Source organism: Dickeya dadantii NCPPB 898 (genome assembly GCF_000406145.1).
In the GTDB taxonomy this organism is placed as follows: domain Bacteria; phylum Pseudomonadota; class Gammaproteobacteria; order Enterobacterales; family Enterobacteriaceae; genus Dickeya; species Dickeya dadantii.
Map to the genome: position 1 here is coordinate 3,513,858 of NZ_CM001976.1, position 19,586 is coordinate 3,533,443.

General features: G+C 54.2%; 12 protein-coding genes. 6 read left to right on the forward strand and 6 right to left on the reverse strand.

Annotated features, from left to right (window positions below):
• Window positions 1–54: 54 nt before the first annotated feature.
• Window positions 55–1,308: a serine hydroxymethyltransferase gene (gene glyA / locus DDA898_RS15780; protein WP_013318978.1), complete on the reverse strand. Its 1,254-nt coding sequence runs from the start codon at window positions 1,306–1,308 to the stop codon at window positions 55–57.
• A 336-nt stretch (window positions 1,309–1,644) separates the two neighbouring features.
• Here glyA and hmpA point away from each other — a divergent pair, with 336 nt between their 5' ends.
• The 6 genes from hmpA (at window position 1,645) to pemA (ending at window position 10,806) form a co-directional block, all read left to right on the forward strand.
• Window positions 1,645–2,832, forward strand: a complete 1,188-nt coding sequence (hmpA, locus tag DDA898_RS15785; protein WP_038911694.1) for an NO-inducible flavohemoprotein — start codon at window positions 1,645–1,647, stop codon at window positions 2,830–2,832.
• A gap of 509 nt (window positions 2,833–3,341) precedes the next feature.
• Window positions 3,342–4,520, forward strand: coding sequence for a pectate lyase PelA (gene pelA / locus DDA898_RS15790; protein WP_038911695.1), 1,179 nt, complete (start codon window positions 3,342–3,344; stop codon window positions 4,518–4,520).
• A 454-nt stretch (window positions 4,521–4,974) separates the two neighbouring features.
• Window positions 4,975–6,189 (forward strand): pectate lyase PelE2, encoded by a 1,215-nt coding sequence (gene pelE2 / locus DDA898_RS15795; RefSeq protein WP_038901804.1) that lies wholly within the window; start codon window positions 4,975–4,977, stop codon window positions 6,187–6,189.
• Between the two features lie 519 nt (window positions 6,190–6,708).
• Window positions 6,709–7,887: a pectate lyase PelD gene (pelD, locus tag DDA898_RS15800; RefSeq protein ID WP_038901806.1), complete on the forward strand. Its 1,179-nt coding sequence runs from the start codon at window positions 6,709–6,711 to the stop codon at window positions 7,885–7,887.
• Between the two features lie 78 nt (window positions 7,888–7,965).
• The gene (paeY, locus tag DDA898_RS15805; protein WP_038912610.1) at window positions 7,966–9,621 is read left to right on the forward strand and encodes a pectin acetylesterase PaeY; all 1,656 of its coding nucleotides are present in this window, start codon (window positions 7,966–7,968) and stop codon (window positions 9,619–9,621) included.
• Window positions 9,622–9,705: 84 nt separating this feature from the next.
• Window positions 9,706–10,806, forward strand: coding sequence for a pectinesterase PemA (gene pemA / locus DDA898_RS15810; protein ID WP_038901807.1), 1,101 nt, complete (start codon window positions 9,706–9,708; stop codon window positions 10,804–10,806).
• A gap of 124 nt (window positions 10,807–10,930) precedes the next feature.
• On the opposite strand, the gene glnB is transcribed toward pemA, so the two are convergent.
• From glnB to purL, 5 genes are all read right to left on the reverse strand, one after another.
• Window positions 10,931–11,269: a nitrogen regulatory protein P-II gene (gene glnB, locus DDA898_RS15815; RefSeq protein ID WP_013318986.1), complete on the reverse strand. Its 339-nt coding sequence runs from the start codon at window positions 11,267–11,269 to the stop codon at window positions 10,931–10,933.
• A gap of 85 nt (window positions 11,270–11,354) precedes the next feature.
• Window positions 11,355–12,692, reverse strand: a complete 1,338-nt coding sequence (gene glrR / locus DDA898_RS15820) for a two-component system response regulator GlrR (protein ID WP_013318987.1) — start codon at window positions 12,690–12,692, stop codon at window positions 11,355–11,357.
• On the reverse strand, window positions 12,689–13,486 hold the full coding sequence (qseG, locus tag DDA898_RS15825; RefSeq protein WP_038901809.1) for a two-component system QseEF-associated lipoprotein QseG: 798 nt from the start codon (window positions 13,484–13,486) through the stop codon (window positions 12,689–12,691). Before qseG ends, glrR begins: the two co-directional genes overlap by 4 nt.
• Before the next feature lie 2 nt (window positions 13,487–13,488).
• Window positions 13,489–14,922 carry a sensor histidine kinase gene (locus DDA898_RS15830; protein WP_038901810.1) on the reverse strand — a complete coding sequence of 478 codons (1,434 nt, stop codon included), beginning with the start codon at window positions 14,920–14,922 and terminating at the stop codon, window positions 13,489–13,491.
• A 711-nt stretch (window positions 14,923–15,633) separates the two neighbouring features.
• Window positions 15,634–19,518, reverse strand: coding sequence for a phosphoribosylformylglycinamidine synthase (gene purL, locus DDA898_RS15835; RefSeq protein ID WP_038912611.1), 3,885 nt, complete (start codon window positions 19,516–19,518; stop codon window positions 15,634–15,636).
• Between the last annotated feature and the right edge of the window lie 68 nt (window positions 19,519–19,586).

The window sequence follows — 19,586 nt, forward strand, 5'->3', positions numbered from 1 at the left end:
CGAAGGCTGGCGTTGACGGCGCGCCCGAGCAACTCGGACGCATCAGGCAGGCTATCAGGCGTAAACCGGGAAACGGGCGCAGATATCCAGCACTTTCTGTTTAACGCGCTCGATAACGGCTTCATCGTTGATGTTGTCCAGCACATCGCAGATCCAGCCGGCCAGTTCACGCACTTCCGCTTCTTTGAAACCGCGACGGGTGGCCGCCGGCGTACCGATACGGATACCGGAGGTCACGAACGGGCTCTTCGGATCGTTCGGCACGCTGTTTTTGTTCACGGTGATGTTGGCGCGGCCCAGCGCGGCGTCAGCCTCTTTACCGGTCAGGTTTTTGCTGACCAGATCCAGCAGGAACAGGTGGTTATCGGTACCGCCGGACACCACGTTGAACCCGCGGGACAGGAACACCTCAACCATCGCTTTGGCGTTTTTCGCCACCTGCTGCTGGTAAGTCTTGAACTCCGGCTCCATCGCTTCTTTCAGCGCGACGGCTTTACCGGCGATGACGTGCATCAGCGGGCCGCCCTGTCCGCCCGGGAACACGGCAGAGTTCAGTTTCTTGTACAGATCTTCGTCGCCGCCTTTCGCCAGGATCAGGCCGCCACGCGGGCCCGCCAGGGTTTTGTGGGTGGTGGTGGTCACGATGTGAGCGTGCGGAACCGGGTTCGGGTAAACGCCCGCGGCAACCAGACCAGCAACGTGCGCCATGTCGACGAACAGGTAAGCACCGATGCTGTCGGCGATTTCACGCATTTTCGCCCAGTCAACGATACCGGAATACGCGGAGAAGCCGCCCACGATCATTTTCGGCTTGTGCGTGCGGGCCAGTTCGGCCATTTCGTCGTAGTTGATCTTGCCGCTGTCATCGATGCCGTAAGGCACAACATTGTACAGTTTGCCGGACAGGTTGACCGGAGAGCCGTGAGTCAGGTGGCCGCCGTGCGCCAGGTTCATGCCCAGAATGGTGTCACCCGGCAGCAGCAGCGCGGTGTAAACAGCAAAGTTAGCCTGAGAGCCGGAGTGCGGCTGTACGTTGGCGTAGTCGGCGCCAAACAGTTCCTTGGCGCGATCGATCGCCAATTGTTCAACCACGTCAACGTATTCGCAACCGCCGTAGTAGCGTTTGCCCGGATACCCTTCGGCGTATTTGTTGGTCAGCTGAGACCCCTGGGCCTGCATGACGCGTGGACTGGTATAGTTTTCTGACGCAATCAGTTCAATGTGCTCTTCCTGACGCACCACTTCTTGCTGCATTGCTTGCCATAGCTCGGCATCGTAATCGGCAATGTTCATTTCACGCTTTAACATCCGCATCTCCTGACTCAGCTAACTTGCTTCTTTATTAAAAACACCCCAGAGGGCCGTGGGCACATAGTGTAAACCGTTTTGGACTGGCGATGATAGGGCTTGACAGAGGTTTTTACGCAAACGATTAGCTACAGGCTACGCAAGGCTTTACGTCTTTCCGGGATTAGCCATTCCTGCTGATTTTTTCTCATCCTCAACCTGCATTTTTTTCATACGCCTTTCCCCCTGATTCGTTACCCCGCCCCTACCCCAGACCATCACCGGGGATTTACAGGCAACATCCTTTTTAATAAGATGTATTTAAAATACAACTTATAGACAACAATGAGGCTCACCATGCTGGATCAACAAACCATCGCCACCATCAAATCCACCATTCCTCTGCTGGCCGAAACCGGTCCGGCGCTGACCGCTCACTTTTATCAGCGGATGTTCCACCATAACCCGGAACTGAAAGATATCTTCAATATGAGTAATCAGCGTAATGGCGACCAGCGCGAAGCGCTGTTCAATGCCATTTGCGCCTACGCGACGCATATCGAAAACCTGCCGGCGTTGCTGCCCGCGGTAGAACGTATCGCGCAAAAGCATGCCAGCTTCAATATTCAGCCGGAACAGTATCAGATAGTGGGTACTCACCTGCTGGCAACGCTGGAAGAAATGTTCCAGCCCGGTCAGGCGGTGCTGGATGCCTGGGGCAAAGCCTACGGCGTGCTGGCGAATGTGTTTATCCAGCGGGAAAGCGACATTTATCAGCAAAGCGCCGGACAAAACGGCGGCTGGCATGGCACCCGGCTGTTTCGCATCGTGGCGAAACAGCCCCAGAGCAGCCTGATCACCAGCTTCACGCTGGAACCGGTGGATAGCGGCCCGATCGCCGCATTCCGTCCCGGCCAGTATCTGGCGGTCTACATCCGCGATAAGCGCTTTGAATATCAGGAGATTCGTCAGTACTCACTAACGAACGAACCCAACGGGCGCTATTACCGTATCGCGGTCAAACGGGAAGCGATGGGCAGCGTATCGGGCTATTTGCACGACGTCTCCCGCGAAGGCGATGTGATTGAACTGGCCGCCCCGCACGGCGATTTCTACCTTGAGGTCACGCCAGAGACGCCGGTAGCGCTGATTTCCGCCGGTGTTGGTCAAACACCGATGCTCAGCATGCTGCACAGCCTGAAAAATCAGCAGCACCAGGCGGATATCTTCTGGTTACACGCGGCTGAAAACACAGAGGTACATGCCTTCGCCGACGAAATCGCCGATGTTGCCGCTACGCTGCCGCAGTTGCAATCCTATGTCTGGTATCGGGAAGCCTCATCGGAAGCGGCACGTTCGGCGCATGTTTTTCACGGATTGATGGCGTTGAAGGACCTCCCGACGCCGCTGCCGATGACAAACCTGCACTGTTATTTATGCGGCCCGGTCGCCTTTATGCAATTCGCCGCCCGACAATTGTTGGAGTTGGGGATTACCGAATCGCAGATTCATTACGAATGCTTTGGTCCGCACAAGGTTATATAACCGATAAAAGGTTATATTTATTCACACCAGCAGGCCGGGAATCCGGCCTGTTTTACTTTCCATTTATTTCCCAAAAATAAACACCAGTACAGAAATAACCTGACGAGGTAACCGTTACTGTTTCGTAATAGTTTCATTTACCACCGCGTCATGCTGACCAGTAAAAACCCGCCAGTAAAAACAACGCTCCCTCCCCCTTCTCACTTTTTATTCCCGAATTGAAAATAGTTAAGTAAACCTTCATAAATAAGAAATAAAAAACACAATGTTACATTTAAAACATCGTTTCATTATCATCAAATATTGAAAAACAAATAAATAGATCGTATTCATTGGCGGCCCTTAAGTGGCGGCATCGCCGAAACTTCAATATTAATAATAAAACATTATTGATAGGTGATGAGGCGTATGGCAGGCGGTCATGAGAGGACGATAAATAAAAATAACCCATCGATATATATGGAAATTATTTTTAACAATCAACAAAGGATTTTAGTAAGGAAAATACGATGAACAAAGTATCAGGACGTTCTTTTACACGCACCTCAACCTGTCTGCTGGCTACATTGATCGCTGGCGTGATGACCTCTGGCGTTTCCGCTGCCGAACTGGTTAACAGCAAAGCGCTGGAATCTGCGCCCGCCGCCGGCTGGGCGTCACAAAACGGCTCCACCACCGGCGGTGCCGCTGCAACCAGCGATAATATCTACGTCGTTACCAATATCAGTGAATTCACCAGCGCGCTCAGCGCCGGCGCCGTCGCAAAAATCATCCAGATCACAGGCACGGTCGATATCAGCGGCGGCACGCCCTACAAAGATTTCGCTGATCAGAAAGCCCGCAGCCAGATCAACATTCCGGCTAACACCACCGTGATCGGGATTGGCACCGACGCCAAATTCATCAACGGCTCTCTGATTATCGACGGTACCGACGGCACCAATAACGTCATCATCCGCAACGTCTACATCCAAACGCCAATTGACGTAGAACCGCATTACGAAAAAGGCGACGGCTGGAACGCCGAATGGGACGGCATGAACATCACCAACGGCGCCCATCATGTATGGGTCGACCACGTCACCATCAGCGACGGCAGCTTCACCGATGACATGTACACCACCAAAGACGGCGAAACTTATGTCCAGCACGATGGCGCACTGGATATCAAACGCGGTTCCGACTACGTGACCATCTCCAACAGCCTGTTCGATCAGCACGACAAAACCATGCTGATTGGTCACAGCGACACCAACTCCGCTCAGGATAAAGGCAAGCTGCACGTCACGCTGTTCAACAACGTGTTTAACCGCGTAACCGAGCGAGCGCCGCGCGTACGCTACGGCAGCATCCACAGCTTCAACAACGTCTTCAACGGTGATGTAAAAGATCCGGTATACCGTTACCTGTACAGCTTCGGTATCGGCACCAGCGGCAGCGTACTGTCTGAAGGCAACAGCTTCACCATCGCCAATTTGAGCGCCAGCAAAGCGTGCAAGGTTGTGAAGAAATTCAACGGCTCCATTTTCTCCGACAATGGTTCCGTCCTGAATGGCAGCGCCGCCGATCTGTCCGGTTGTGGTTTCAGCGCTTACACCAGCGCGATTCCTTACGTTTACGCCGTTCAGCCGATGACTACCGAACTGGCGCAATCCATTACGGACAACGCAGGTTCAGGCAAGCTGTAATTTCCCGTTCTTTTGTTCCCAACGGCTGCCCCACGGGCGGCCGTTTTTACGTCTAGCCCACACCGTCATCCGCCCGACTCGTCCCCTTTCTTCGTGCCAATTTCGTACTCATTTCTTATTAATTTATTACTAATTTTCGCATTAACACCGCCAGTCTAAAACAGCAGAATTAATTAACTATCACCGTTACAATCATCGAAATTAAAAATATAAATAATTGATTTAAATCATAAAAAATAAAAAACCAAGTAACACAAAGTTACAAATACAGTCAATAGTTTATTTTTTATTAATAAACACCATTGTCATCATCGTGACAAAGTTCACAAAATAGACACTAAAACCGCATAAACATTCGCCAAAACAAAAGATGAAATGGTATTTCGTTTTTAGACACACATGTAACAAATGGACACCATTTGGATCGCTCACTGAGCACACAAGGAAAATTGCCATGAACAACTCACGTATGTCTTCCGTTTCAACACAGAAAACAACAGGACGTTCTGCCCTGGGAACCAAAAGCGCGCTGGCGGCGATTATCGCCACCACCATGATGGTCTCAGTCGCTTCCGCCGCCAGTCTGCAAACCACCAAAGCGACAGAAGCGGCGTCAACCGGCTGGGCAACGCAGAGCGGCGGCACCACCGGCGGCGCCAAAGCGTCATCATCCAAAATCTACGCGGTGAAAAGCATCAGCGAATTCAAAGCAGCACTGAACGGAACCGATTCGTCGCCCAAGATCATCCAGGTCACCGGAGCAATTGATATCAGCGGCGGCAAAGCCTACACCAGCTTTGACGATCAGAAGGCCCGCAGCCAAATCAGCATTCCGTCCAACACCACCATCATCGGTATTGGCAACAAAGGCAAATTCACCAACGGTTCGCTGGTGGTGAAAGGCGTCAGCAACGTTATCCTGCGTAACCTGTACATCGAAACGCCGGTGGACGTGGCGCCGCATTACGAAGAGGGAGATGGCTGGAACGCCGAGTGGGACGCAGTAGTGATTGACAGCACAGACCACGTCTGGGTTGACCATGTCACCATCAGCGACGGCAGCTTCACCGACGACAAATACACCACCAAAAACGGCGAAAAATATGTGCAGCATGACGGCTCGCTGGATATCAAGCGCGGCTCCGACTACGTTACCGTTTCTAATAGCCGCTTCGAGCTGCACGACAAAACCATCCTGATCGGCCACAGCGACAACAACGGCTCGCAGGACGCCGGCAAACTGCGCGTCACCTTCCACAACAACCTGTTTGACCGGGTCGGCGAACGTACCCCGCGCGTACGCTTCGGCAGCGTTCACGCTTACAACAACGTTTACGTTGGCGACGTCAACCACAAAGCCTATCGCTATCAGTACAGCTTCGGTATCGGCACCAGCGGTAGCCTGCTGTCTGAGTCCAACGCGTTTACCATTGATAACATGAAAAAAATCAGCGGCCGCGACAAAGAATGCAGCGTGGTCAAGGCGTTTAACGGTAAGATCTTCTCTGATAAAGGCTCGATCATCAACGGCGCTTCGTACAATCTGAATGGTTGCGGCTTTGGCTTCAGTGCATACAGCGCCAAGATCCCGTACAAATACTCAGCCCAAACCATCACCACCAGCCTGGCTGGCAGCATCAGCAGCAACGCGGGCTACGGTAAACTGTAATTTCCCGCCCAGCGTAAAGGCCACTTGCAAAAGTGGCCTTTTATTTTCCCATATTCCCACCACTCGTATTACCCCGATGTTCTCCGAAGCGCCACTCAATACGGTTCAGGTTAATCCGGCCTTGCCACAGGCGTTCATCAAGAAATCGACCGGTTTTCCCCATCAAATGCAGGGACTAGCAGGAATTAGTAAGAGCCACAGATTAATAAAATTCTATTTAATAAAAATCGAATCAATTGTTAACTGTTTGGGTTATTTCAGATAAAAACACTTATACATATAGCTGAATTTAAAAGAAAAATTAATTCAACATTCATAACCAAAAGTTACCGGTCACGATCACACTTTAGATAAAATTAATCAGCCTCATAAAAAAAACGAGATTTTGATCACAAAATAAACAATCGAAAACGCTTAAAAATCCGCCTTGCCAAAGGACAAAATGGCGTTTCATTTTTTTCACAAACACTTTTCAGTCAACAAAATTGGATTAGCGCAGATAGCGCAAGGAACCAGTCTATGAACAACACACGAGTGTCTTCCGTAGGTACCAAAAGCTTGCTGGCAGCCATCATCGCTACATCGATGATGACCTGGTCAGTCAATGCAGCCACGCTGCAAACCACCAAGGCGACAGAAGCAGCGTCAACTGGCTGGGCAACGCAGGGCGGCGGCACCACCGGCGGCGCTAAAGCAGCCTCAGCCAAAATCTATGCAGTAAAAAATATCAGCGAATTTAAAGCCGCGCTGAATGGCACCGACACCGATCCGAAAATCATTCAGGTGACCGGCGCTATCGATATCAGCGGCGGCAAAGCCTACACCAGCTTTGACGATCAGAAAGCCCGCAGCCAGATCAGCGTTCCGTCCAACACCACCATCATCGGTATTGGCAGCAATGGCAAATTCACCAACGGCTCTCTGGTCATCAAAGGCGTGAGTAACGTTATCCTGCGTAACCTGTATATCGAAACGCCGGTGGATGTAGCACCGCATTACGAGGAAGGGGATGGCTGGAACGCCGAGTGGGATGCGGCGGTGATCGACAATTCCACCCGCGTTTGGGTTGACCATGTCACCATCAGCGACGGCAGCTTCACCGATGACAAATACACCACCAAAAACGGCGAAAAATATGTGCAGCACGACGGCGCGCTGGATATCAAGAAAGGGTCCGACTACGTCACCATTTCCAGCAGCCGCTTCGAACTGCATGACAAAACCATCCTGATCGGCCATAGCGACAGCAACGGCTCACAGGACTCCGGCAAACTGCGCGTTACCTTCCACAACAACGTGTTTGACCGTGTAACCGAACGTACCCCGCGCGTACGCTTTGGTAGCATCCACGCGTATAACAACGTGTATCTGGGCGACGTGAAAAACAGCGTCTATCCGTATCTGTACAGCTTCGGTCTTGGCACCAGCGGCAGCATCCTGTCGGAGTCCAACTCCTTCACGCTCTCCAACCTGAAGAGCATTGATGGCAAAAATCCAGAATGCAGCATCGTGAAGCAATTCAACAGCAAGGTATTCTCCGATAACGGCTCACTGGTTAACGGCTCGTCAACCACTAAGCTGGACACTTGCGGCCTGACGGCTTACAAACCGACTCTGCCGTACAAATATTCGGCTCAGACCATGACAAGTAGCCTGGCTAGCAGCATCAATAGCAATGCAGGATACGGCAAACTGTAATTCCTCTGCCAGTAAATCGCGGCCACTTGAAAAAGTGGCCGCTTTTTGCATCAATCGCAGGTAAAAGAGGTCATCATCATGCTCACAACTACCTGGAATCGCGCCTTTTTTCTCGGTTCCCTGCTTTGTCTGCCGATATCTTTTGCGCAGGCTGAAGGCACCGTGACGGAAACCAACGCTTCACCTACGCCCCACGAGCTCAATGTCGTCACGCTGGCTCCCAATACATCGATCAGCGGCAGAGTGGCCTACCGTGACATACGCTTCCCTGCCACATTACTCATCAAAGATCAGCGTGGCGTAGAACGCAACGTAAAAACCGATATTCAAGGGCGATTTTATGTCGACGTCTCCTCACTGGTCACGCCACTGCGTCTGTCCGCGATTGAAGCGGGCGGACAGAATTGCCTGTTGAGTAATCAGCTTCGCGCCGTTTGCCTGGGCGCACTGGTACCTGAGTTGCGTGACGGTCATGAAAATCGTATCAATATCAATCCGCTGACCGATCGTATTTTGTCTGAGGTCGCTGTATCGGCCGGTTATATCGGCCCACAGCAACTGATCGATGCCGCCACGCTGCCCTCTTTATCGACAACTGTCTGGGAAACTGCTTACCGCGAATTTCATGTCGGTTTTGATGATGCGTTGAAACAGGCAGGTATTGCCGACCCTTCCCAGTTCGATCCGTTAACGTATTCGGATACGATGACGCCAGCCTTTACGAAAATCCTTCAGGTCATCAACCACACTCGCGGTTATAACAATAACAACGGCCAGGCCAGTCACACCGTGCTAACCGACATCAAGTTTCGCCCGATTGCCGGACTGAATGCCTCTGGTAGCTACGAACCCTTGGATCTGACCAGTGCTAACCAACACCGTAAGGCGTTGGAGCAGTCACATACTCGCATTTTCATCGTGAGTGACTCAACTGCGGCAACCTACGAGAAAGCGCGTTTTCCCCGTATGGGATGGGGCCAGGTGTTTGAACAACAGTTCCGCCCTGGCGGTGATGTTACCGTCGTCAACGGTGCCCGCGCGGGACGTAGTTCGCGTGATTTCTACTACGAAGGGTGGTTCCGCCAGATGGAGCCGTTTATGCGGCCGGGCGATTACCTGTTTATCGGTATGGGACACAACGATCAAAACTGCGATAGCCAGAAAGCCCTTCGCGGCGCGGCAGATGTCGCCAACCTCTGTACTTACCCAAATAGCGCCGACGGTAGACCGCAATACCCGCAGGGCAAACCGGATATGTCTTTCCAGATTTCGCTGGAACGCTACATCCGTTACGCACAGGCGCATCGAATGATACCGGTATTGCTGACCCCAACGGCGCGCGTCAAAAACGCCGAAGGAAAGAACGGGACACCGGCGGTCCACAGTCACCTGACCAAACAGAACAAAGCCGGCGGTTATGCCTATATCGGCGATTACACCCAGACCATTCGCGATACGGCCAGCAAGAACAAGGTGCCGCTACTGGATGTAGAAACCGCGACGCTGGCGCTGGCCAATCAGGGCGACGGGCAGCAGTGGCAGCAATACTGGCTGGCGGTCGATCCGGATCGCTACCCCTATTACCGTGATCAGGCCGGCAGCCTGACTCAGCCTGACACCACCCACTTCCAACAGAAGGGCGCACAGGCGGTCGCGGCGATAGTCGCCGACCAGATCAAGGCGGCGCCTTCGCTGCGGGAATTGGCAGGCAAGCTGCAAGCAGCTAATCGGTAATGCTGAGAAATTAAGGTTTTATAGGACATTACTCGTGCATGAAGCACCTGGACTTCTGTCATCCACCACTAAAGGAATATGTGTATGTTAAAAACGATCTCTGGAACCCTCGCGCTGTCGCTGATTATCGCCGCCAGCGTACATCAGGCACAGGCAGCGACAACCTACAACGCTGTGGTATCAAAATCTTCCAGCGACGGCAAAACGTTCAAAACTATTGCCGACGCGATTGCCAGCGCCCCAGCAGGCAGCACGCCGTTCGTCATTTTGATCAAGAACGGCGTCTATAATGAACGCCTGACGATTACCCGTAATAACCTGCATCTGAAAGGCGAAAGTCGTAACGGTGCGGTCATTGCTGCTGCCACGGCGGCGGGCACCCTGAAGTCGGACGGCAGCAAGTGGGGAACGGCAGGCAGCAGCACCATCACCATCAGCGCCAAGGATTTCAGCGCCCAGTCGCTGACCATTCGCAACGACTTTGATTTCCCGGCCAATCAGGCCAAAAGCGACAGCGACAGCAGTAAAATCAAGGACACGCAGGCGGTAGCGCTCTATGTCACCAAAAGCGGCGACCGCGCCTACTTCAAAGACGTCAGCCTGGTCGGCTATCAGGACACGCTGTATGTTTCCGGCGGCCGCAGTTTCTTCTCCGACTGCCGTATCAGCGGCACGGTTGACTTTATCTTTGGCGACGGCACCGCGTTGTTCAACAACTGCGATCTGGTCTCCCGCTATCGCGCTGATGTGAAAAGCGGCAATGTCTCCGGCTACCTGACCGCGCCCAGTACCAACATTAATCAGAAGTATGGTCTGGTGATCACCAACAGTCGCGTGATTCGGGAAAGTGACTCAGTACCGGCGAAAAGCTACGGACTGGGTCGCCCCTGGCATCCAACAACGACCTTCTCCGATGGCCGTTACGCGGATCCGAATGCTATTGGTCAAACCGTTTTCCTGAACACCAGCATGGATAATCATATTTATGGTTGGGACAAGATGTCCGGCAAGGACAAAAACGGTAACACCATCTGGTTCAATCCGGAAGATTCCCGTTTCTTCGAGTACAAATCCTATGGTGCGGGAGCTGCGGTGAGCAAAGACCGCCGGCAACTGACTGACGCACAGGCGGCAGAGTACACGCAGAGCAAAGTACTGGGCGACTGGACGCCGACATTACCCTGACGAATTGCCATTCTGATGCCAAACAATCACCTCTTCCGAAGAGGTGATTTAAAACTCGTAGCAAAACAGCCAGCCGGTAACGGCTGGCTGTTTATCTTTGCGGCGGCTGACAAACGATAGCCCGTCAGATAGCGGCTTCGTCCTCTTCACCGGTGCGGATACGGATGACGCGAGCGACATCAAAGACAAAGATCTTACCGTCGCCAATCTTGCCAGTCTGCGCGGTGCTCATGATCGTTTCCACACAGGTATCAACGATATCGTCAGACACCACGATCTCAATTTTCACTTTCGGCAGAAAATCCACCATGTATTCCGCGCCGCGATACAGCTCGGTATGCCCCTTCTGGCGTCCGAATCCCTTTACTTCCGTGACCGTCATCCCGGTGATGCCAACCTCGGCTAACGCTTCGCGTACATCATCCAGTTTGAATGGTTTAATAATCGCATCAATCTTTTTCATGGTGAAATCCTAATCATCACTATGTAGCGGCCAGAGCCAGCACGGCGAAATCATGATCGGCCATGCAATTCACAATAACTTAACACTATTCTTTAAAATCGTTGGCGTCCAATTCGTGCCTTGCCAGCAATTTATAAAACTCGGTACGGTTTCGTCCCGCCATGCGCGCCGCCTGCGTCACGTTGCCTTTGGCGATCTGCAGTAATTTGCGCAGGTAATTGAGCTCAAACTGGTTACGCGCTTCGGCAAACGTAGGCAGCGCCGTATTTTCCCCTTCCAGCGCCTGTTCCACCAACGCATCGCCAATGACCGGCGCACTGGTCAGCGCGACGCATTGCTCAATCACATTGACCAGTTGCCGCACGTTGCCCGGCCAGCTGGCCGCCATCAGGCGTTTCATGGCATCCGTCGAAAAACTGCGTACAAAAGGTTTGTGTCGTGCCGCCGCTTCACGTAACAAATGGTTCGCCAGCAGCGGAATATCTTCAGCACGCTCATTCAACGCAGGCAGTTTGAGATTCACCACGTTGAGGCGATAGTAAAGATCCTCACGAAATTCCCCTTTCTCCATCGCTTTGGGTAAATCACGATGGGTGGCGGAAATAATCCGTACATTGATGTCTATATCCCGGTTACTGCCCAGCGGCCTGATCTTGCGTTCCTGCAATACGCGCAGCAGCTTCACCTGCAACGCGAGCGGCATGTCGCCAATTTCATCCAGAAACAGCGTACCGCCTTCCGCTGCCTGGAATAACCCCTCGCGCTGACTGACGGCTCCGGTAAAAGCCCCCCGGGCATGGCCGAATAGCTCGGATTCCAGCAAAGGTTCCGGCAATGCGCCGCAGTTGATGGCGATAAACGGCCTTCCCGCTCGCGGGCTGGCGGCGTGAATCGCCTGCGCCAGCACCTCTTTCCCGGTGCCGCTCTGGCCGTTAATCAATACGCTGACATCCGACTGCGCCACCATTTTGGCCTGTTCGAGCAGGCGTAGCATAATCGGGCTGCGCGTCACCACCGCCGCGCGCCAGCTCTCATCGCTTGCCGGCGGCGACAGCTTAAGCGCATCATCAATCGCTTTGTACAACGCGTCGCGATCAACCGGCTTGGTCAAAAAACTGAATACGCCCTGCTGCGTTGCCGCCACCGCTTCGGGGATAGAACCGTGCGCAGTCAGGATAATCACCGGCATTCCCGGCTGATTTTTCTGGATTTCGGCAAACAAGGCCAACCCATCCATTTCATCCATGCGCAAATCGCTGATCACCAGATCGATTTTTTCCCGCTGCAACAACCGTAGCGCGTCCTGACCGTTGGTTGCCGTGGTGACGGTAAACCCTTCACTGGTCAAACGCATTCCCAGCAATTTCAACAGGCTCGGATCATCATCCACTAACAGCAGGCTGGCGGGTTTTCGGGTGGTCATTCGCTTTTCATTCCTTTTTTCACCGCAGCGGGCGGCGTTTCACCTTCACCGCTTTTTACCGCCCGGCGCCCTTCGCCATCAGGCAAATCGCCCTGTACCGGCTTGCGTGATGAGAGCTGGCGTTCGATATCGGTCAGATTTTCCAGTTTACGCGTCGTGGCTTCCAACTGGGATTGCAACTGATTCTGCTGCTCATGCATCACCTCCAGCTGCTTGTCGCTGTTTTCTTGTGTCCGCTGAAAGCGCTGACGCTCATCAGCCAGCGTCAGCATCAGGTTCTGTTTATCCAGCCAGACCTGGAACAGCGGCAGCAACGTCAACGGCACATTCAACCGATGACGGTTCAACTGTTCAATAATCTGGCGACGTTCCTGCACTGTAGTTTCAGCATTATCCAGCAAGATGGCCTGACGGAACAAACCGCTCCAGTCATTTTCTCCCACCAACAGCGTCTGTTGCCGGGCCTGCGCCGGCGTCATGTGCGCAGCGCAATCCATCACACGCAACCAGTACAGCGCGTTGTTCATCGCCTCGGTGTTATGGAGTTGCCACAACCGCCCACAAGACATGGTGCTGTAATCCGCCACCTGCTCTTTGGGCGGACTGACTATCTCTGTCCCCCGCCGCTCGGTGGGGGTATTGTCGTTATCCTGAGCACAGCCGGCCAGTACAACAGCCGATAAAAATAGCCATGGCAGGATCAGCAGCTTTTTCAGCGCGGCAACCACCTCCGGGCCGGACAACGACATCACCGGACCTCGTAACGACAGGAGGCTTAACAACCGTGCAATCATGGTTAATTCTCAGTGTTCAATGGTAATTCAATACGAAAACAGACATCGGCGTAATCCACCGAGACCAGATTCAGCTCCCCCTGCATACGGCGGATGCAATCCTGCGCAATGCTCAATCCCAGTCCACTCCCTTTTACTGCGCCCTTGCGCTGGTGAGCCCCCTGATAAAAAGGCTCGAATATCATACTTTTATCTGACTCAGGGATCGGTGTACCACTGTTGGCGACATCAATCTGAACCCGGCCCTCGACCTGACGGCTGCGGATCCAAATGTTACCGGATTCCTGCCCGTAGTGCACCGCATTGGAATAGAGATTATCCACTACCCGCATCAACAGCGTGGTTTCCGCCCGGCACGCTTTCGCATCCAGTTCAATATGCGTTTGCATCAGTTTGCCACGCGCCGGCAGGCTATGAGCAGAAACAACCATATTGACGATATCGTCGATATCCACCTGTTCCAGCCCGGCCGGCGCATCCGCCAGTTTTCGGTTATAGTCGAGCAGTTGTTCAATTAGTTGCTGTAGATGGCGGCTGCTGTTATCGAGAATCGCCACCACCTCTTTCTGGTCAGCCGTTAGCGTGCCAACCACTTCGTCCGCCAGTAGCGCCGCGCCTTCACGCAGACTCGCCAGCGGCGTTTTCAGTTCATGGGACAAGTGGCGCAAAAACTCATGACGTTGCGCTTCCAGCCAGGACAGACGCTCGCTCAGCCAGATGATCCGCTGCGCCAGAGAACGAATCTCCGTCGGCCCCCTGAAGCTGGCGATTCGACCCAACGGACGGCCTTCTCCCAGCCGGTTGATCATGCGCTCTACGCCTTTCACCGGCCCGATAATCATTCGGGTAAACAGCATCACCAACAGCACGCTGACCAGAAACAGCACCAACGCCTGCCAGCCGAAAAAACGGCCTCGCTCGGCAATGTCTTGTTGCAGCTGCTGCCCGCGCGAGAAAATCACTTCGCGGGTTGCCTGCACCATCTGGGCATTCGTGCGGGAGAAAGTATCAAGCACCGTGGCGGACTCCGCCGCCGGACCGTTATTCTGACAACGGATATCCGTCAGTTGCGTCAGGTATTGCCGTAGATTTTGATAATAGGAAGGGTCAGGCAGAATCGGCGCATGGACGTCCAGCATCTGGGAGTACTGCTTGCGCTGGTTTTGATACAGCTGCGATAAGGTTTGATCTCCCAGCACGCAAAACTGACGGTAGCTGCGCTCCATGCTGATGGCCGTGCTGGTCATGGCTTCACTACGCCGGGCGTCGGCCAGCGTAGTGTTATTGATTCCGGCAGCCTGTTCGCTGAGGTGATCCAGACTCTCGTAGGCTTGATAGGCCAGCACCAGCAGCGGCAATAAAACCAGCAGGAATGCCATAATGACCAACTGCCGTAAAGAGCGTGGGAAAAAACGCCAACGTTTCAACGAAATCATATCGTTACCTGCCAGAACAGTCCGCTTGATACATCACTCGCAATAACGCGCCATTGTACGCGTTATCCGCATTACCTCAAAAGCAGACCGTCAGGATCGCGGAAAATCGCACGCAATCATTCCGTGCAGCAATGCAAAATCCGGCGGGAAAGTATGAGTCGGCTCGCAAAATAGCGCCAGGCAGCTTGAAAGCAACGTCGCCAAAAAGCGAAACCCGGTCACACAGTAACTGTCTGACCGGGTCTCTGAATAGGCGGTGCCTCACTCAACGTGTCGCCCGATGTGTGATAAAGCCCAAAGGCAGTTATCAATAAAGCTGGACGATAGGCACCTTATCTTTCGGCATCATTCGGGGCGTTATGAGCATGGTATTGACCTTCACCATACCATCATAACCAGTTGAATGAGCAGCAGCCCCATTATGCACCTGTCGTGCCAATTATCAACAACAAAAAATAAACAACTGAAATATAAATAAAAATAAAATAAAAGGTAATCTAAAAGACGATCTGACTGCCACTTTAGCTCGCTGGAAATTTAGCCTTTTGTCGCTAAAAAAAGACACCCTGATGAACAACAAAAATAGCCATTAAAAATCAAATAGATAAATGTCACCTTTTGGCGACGGATCAACATGGTGTTGTCGTTGATTTGAGACAAAAAAATAAAGGGACCGAAGTCCCTTTATTATCAACACATTAATTTATCGCATTACCCCAACTGACGGCGTGCGTTACGGAACATACGCATCCACGGGCTGTCTTCGCCCCACGTTTCCGGGTGCCAGGAGTTGCTGACCGTACGGAACACACGCTCCGGGTGCGGCATCATCACCGTAGCGCGACCGCTAGCGCTGGTCACCGCGGTGATGCCGTTGGGCGAACCGTTCGGGTTAGCCGGGTAATCTTCCGTGGCCTGACCGTAGTTGTTCACGTAGCGCAGCGCCACCAACTGATGCTGTTCCAGAGCGGCCAGATGGCTGTCGTCACGCACTTCTACGCGGCCTTCACCGTGCGACACGGCGATCGGCATACGGGAACCGGCCATATCCTGCAGGAACAACGACGGGCTGTTGGTCACTTCCACCAGACTGAAACGTGCTTCAAAACGGTCTGATTTGTTGCGCACAAAACGCGGCCAATGCTCCGCCCCCGGAATCAGTTCACGCAGGTTGGACATCATCTGACAGCCGTTACATACGCCCAGCGCCAGTGTTTGCGGACGCAGGAAGAAAGCGGCGAACTCATCGCGTACCCGATCGTTGAACAGGATCGATTTCGCCCAGCCCTCACCGGCGCCCAGCACGTCGCCGTAAGAGAAACCGCCGCAGGCGACCAGCGCCTGGAAGTCCTGTAGGTTACGGCGGCCGGCCAGCAGATCGCTCATATGAATATCAATAGCGTCAAACCCGGCTCGATGGAACGCCGCGGCCATTTCCACATGAGAGTTGACGCCTTGCTCACGCAGTACCGCCACCTTCGGGCGCGCCTGACGGCTGATGAACGGCGCGGCAATGTCTTCGCGCAGGTCAAAGGTCAGCGCCACGTTCAGCCCCGGATCGTTGTCATCGGATTTGGCGTGGTGTTCCTGATCGGCGCACTGCGGGTTATCGCGCAGACGCTGCATTTGCCAGGTGGTTTCTGCCCACCAGTTGCGCAGCGTAGTGCGGCTCTCGTGGTACACCACATCGTCGCCGCTGTGAATGATGAAGTGGTTGCCGGCTTCCGCCTGCCCCAGATAATGCACGCAATCCGCCAGACCATGCTCAGCCAGTACCTGTTCCACTTCGGCACGGCGGGAAGCGTCGATCTGAATGACGGCGCCCAGCTCTTCGTTGAACAGCACCGCCAGCGCATCTTCGCCCATGGAACCGATGTCCGCTTTGACGCCGCAATGCCCGGCAAACGTCATCTCCGCCAGCGTGACCAGCAGGCCGCCGTCTGAACGGTCGTGGTATGCAAGCAGGGCCTGATTCGCCACCAGCGCCTGCATCGCGTTGAAGAACCCCGCCAGTTGCGCCGGATTACGCACATCCGCAGTCTTACGACCCAGTTGGCGATACACCTGCGCCAGCGCCGTAGCGCCCAGCGCGTGATGCCCGGCGCCCAGGTCGATCATCAGCAGCACGTTGTCCTTGTCGGTACGCAACTGCGGCGTGACGGTATGACGCACATCTTCCACGCGGGCAAAGGCGGAAATCACCAACGACAGCGGCGCCGTTACCGACTTGTCTTCGCCGTTTTCCTGCCAGCGGGTTTTCATCGACATAGAGTCTTTACCCACCGGAATGGTCAACCCCAACGCCGGACACAGTTCTTCGCCAACCGCCTTCACCGCTTCATACAGACCAGCGTCCTCGCCCGGATGCCCGGCCGCCGCCATCCAGTTGGCGGACAGTTTCACCCGTTTCAGCTCGCCGATATGCGTCGCCGCAATGTTGGTCAGCGCTTCCCCGACCGCCAACCGCGCCGACGCGGCGAAATTACGCAGCGCCACCGGCGCACGCTCGCCGATGGACATCGCTTCACCGTAATAGCTATCCAGACTGGCGGTCGTCACGGCACAGTCCGCCACCGGAACCTGCCACGGCCCGACCATCTGGTCGCGCGCCACCATCCCGGTTACCGTGCGGTCGCCGATAGTGATCAGGAAGGTTTTCTCGGCCACGGCCGGCAAGTGCAGCACACGCTCAACCGCTTCCGCCAGATAAATGCCTTCACGATTCAACGGCGTGCCTTCCACGTCTTTACGCTCAACATCGCGCAGCATTTTCGGCGTTTTGCCCAGCAACACGTCCAGCGGCATATCGATCGGTTTATTGTTGAAATGGCGATCGTTGAGCGTCAGGTGCTGCTCTTCGGTGGCTTCGCCAATAACCGCGTAAGGCGCGCGTTCACGGCGGCAGATTTCATCAAACAGCGCCAGTTGTTCCGGCGCTACCGCCAGCACATAACGCTCCTGCGATTCGTTACACCAGACTTCCAGCGGGCTCATACCCGGTTCATCATTCAGGATGTCGCGCAGCTCAAAACGACCGCCGCGACCGCCGTCGCTAACCAGCTCCGGCATGGCGTTGGACAGGCCGCCCGCACCGACGTCATGGATAAACAAAATCGGGTTCTGTTCGCCGAGCTGCCAGCAACGGTCGATCACTTCCTGACAGCGACGCTCCATTTCCGGGTTATCGCGCTGTACCGAGGCAAAATCCAGATCCGCGTCAGACTGACCGGAGGTCATGGAAGACGCCGCGCCGCCGCCCAGACCAATGTTCATCGCCGGGCCACCCAGCACGATCAGCTTGGCGCCGATGCTGATTTCACCTTTTTTCACATGCCCGGCGCGAATGTTGCCGATACCGCCCGCCAGCATGATCGGTTTATGGTAGCCACGTACCTCAACGCCGTTATGGCTGTCCACCACTTCTTCATAAGTACGGAAATAACCGGTCAGCGCCGGACGGCCGAATTCGTTATTAAATGCCGCGCCGCCCAGCGGGCCGTCGGTCATGATGTCCAGCGCGCTGACGATACGATCCGGCTTGCCGAAATCCTGCTCCCACGGCTGGATAAACCCAGGAATGCGCAGGTTGGATACCGAGAACCCCACCAGACCGGCTTTCGGTTTTGCCCCCCGCCCGGTAGCGCCTTCATCGCGAATTTCGCCGCCGGAACCGGTCGCGGCGCCCGGCCACGGTGAAATGGCGGTCGGGTGGTTGTGGGTTTCCACCTTCATCAGGATATGCGCGTCTTCCTGATGGTAGCCGTAAGCGCCCTGCGGATCGGCGAAGAAACGGCCGACGGCCGACCCTTCCATCACCGCCGCGTTATCTTTATAGGCGGACAGGACATAGTCCGGCGTATGCTCAAAGGTGTTTTTGATCATCTTGAACAGCGACTTCGGCTGCGTTTCGCCATTGATGACCCAATCGGCATTAAAGATTTTGTGACGGCAGTGCTCGGAATTCGCCTGCGCGAACATGTAGAGTTCGATATCTGTCGGATTGCGTCCCAGTTTGGTAAAGGCATCCAGCAGATAATCCATTTCGTCGTCGGCCAGCGCCAGACCCAGACGCAGGTTAGCTTCTTCCAGCGCGGGACGCCCCTGCAGCAAAATTTCCACCCGTTTCAACGGAGCCGGCTGATGCTGGGAAAACAGCAGATTGGCCTGTTGCAGGTCGTCAAACACGCTTTCCATCATGCGGTCATGAAGCAGCGCGGCCAGTTCCCGCCACTGTGCATCGCTGAGCGTCGGCGCGTGGATGTAAAACGCCAGACCGCGCTCCAGACGACGAATTTTCTGCAAACCGCAATTGTGCGCGATGTCGGTTGCCTTGGAAGACCAGGGAGAAATGGTGCCCGGACGCGGGGTCACCAGAATCAGCCGCCCGGTAGGCTCGTGCTCTGCGAGAGAAGGGCCGTATTTCAGCAGGCGGCTCAGTCGTGACTGCTCGTCATGGTTTAGCGGAGCGTTCACATCGGCGAAGTGGACGTATTCGGCATAAATGTCGCTGACGGGCAGGTGATATTCCTTGCACCGGGCCAACAGTTTATTGATACGAAAAGCCGATAAGGCGGGTGAACCACGCAGTATTTCCATCATCTAAATTTCTCTCGTCTTCGAGGCACCGGAGACAGTGCGTCAGGGCGCTACAGGGGGGAAACGCG

Bases quoted from the DNA above. Each gene is read 5' to 3' on its own strand.
- pelA (WP_038911695.1), top strand. From the start codon at position 3,342: ATGAACAAAGTATCAGGACGTTCTTTTACACGCACCTCAACCTGTCTG.
- qseG (WP_038901809.1), bottom strand. From the start codon at position 13,486: ATGATTGCACGGTTGTTAAGCCTCCTGTCGTTACGAGGTCCGGTGATG.
- pemA (WP_038901807.1), top strand. From the start codon at position 9,706: ATGTTAAAAACGATCTCTGGAACCCTCGCGCTGTCGCTGATTATCGCC.
- glrR (WP_013318987.1), bottom strand. From the start codon at position 12,692: ATGACCACCCGAAAACCCGCCAGCCTGCTGTTAGTGGATGATGATCCG.
- DDA898_RS15830 (WP_038901810.1), bottom strand. From the start codon at position 14,922: ATGATTTCGTTGAAACGTTGGCGTTTTTTCCCACGCTCTTTACGGCAG.
- glnB (WP_013318986.1), bottom strand. From the start codon at position 11,269: ATGAAAAAGATTGATGCGATTATTAAACCATTCAAACTGGATGATGTA.
- glyA (WP_013318978.1), bottom strand. From the start codon at position 1,308: ATGTTAAAGCGTGAAATGAACATTGCCGATTACGATGCCGAGCTATGG.
- hmpA (WP_038911694.1), top strand. From the start codon at position 1,645: ATGCTGGATCAACAAACCATCGCCACCATCAAATCCACCATTCCTCTG.
- paeY (WP_038912610.1), top strand. From the start codon at position 7,966: ATGCTCACAACTACCTGGAATCGCGCCTTTTTTCTCGGTTCCCTGCTT.
- pelE2 (WP_038901804.1), top strand. From the start codon at position 4,975: ATGAACAACTCACGTATGTCTTCCGTTTCAACACAGAAAACAACAGGA.
- pelD (WP_038901806.1), top strand. From the start codon at position 6,709: ATGAACAACACACGAGTGTCTTCCGTAGGTACCAAAAGCTTGCTGGCA.
- purL (WP_038912611.1), bottom strand. From the start codon at position 19,518: ATGGAAATACTGCGTGGTTCACCCGCCTTATCGGCTTTTCGTATCAAT.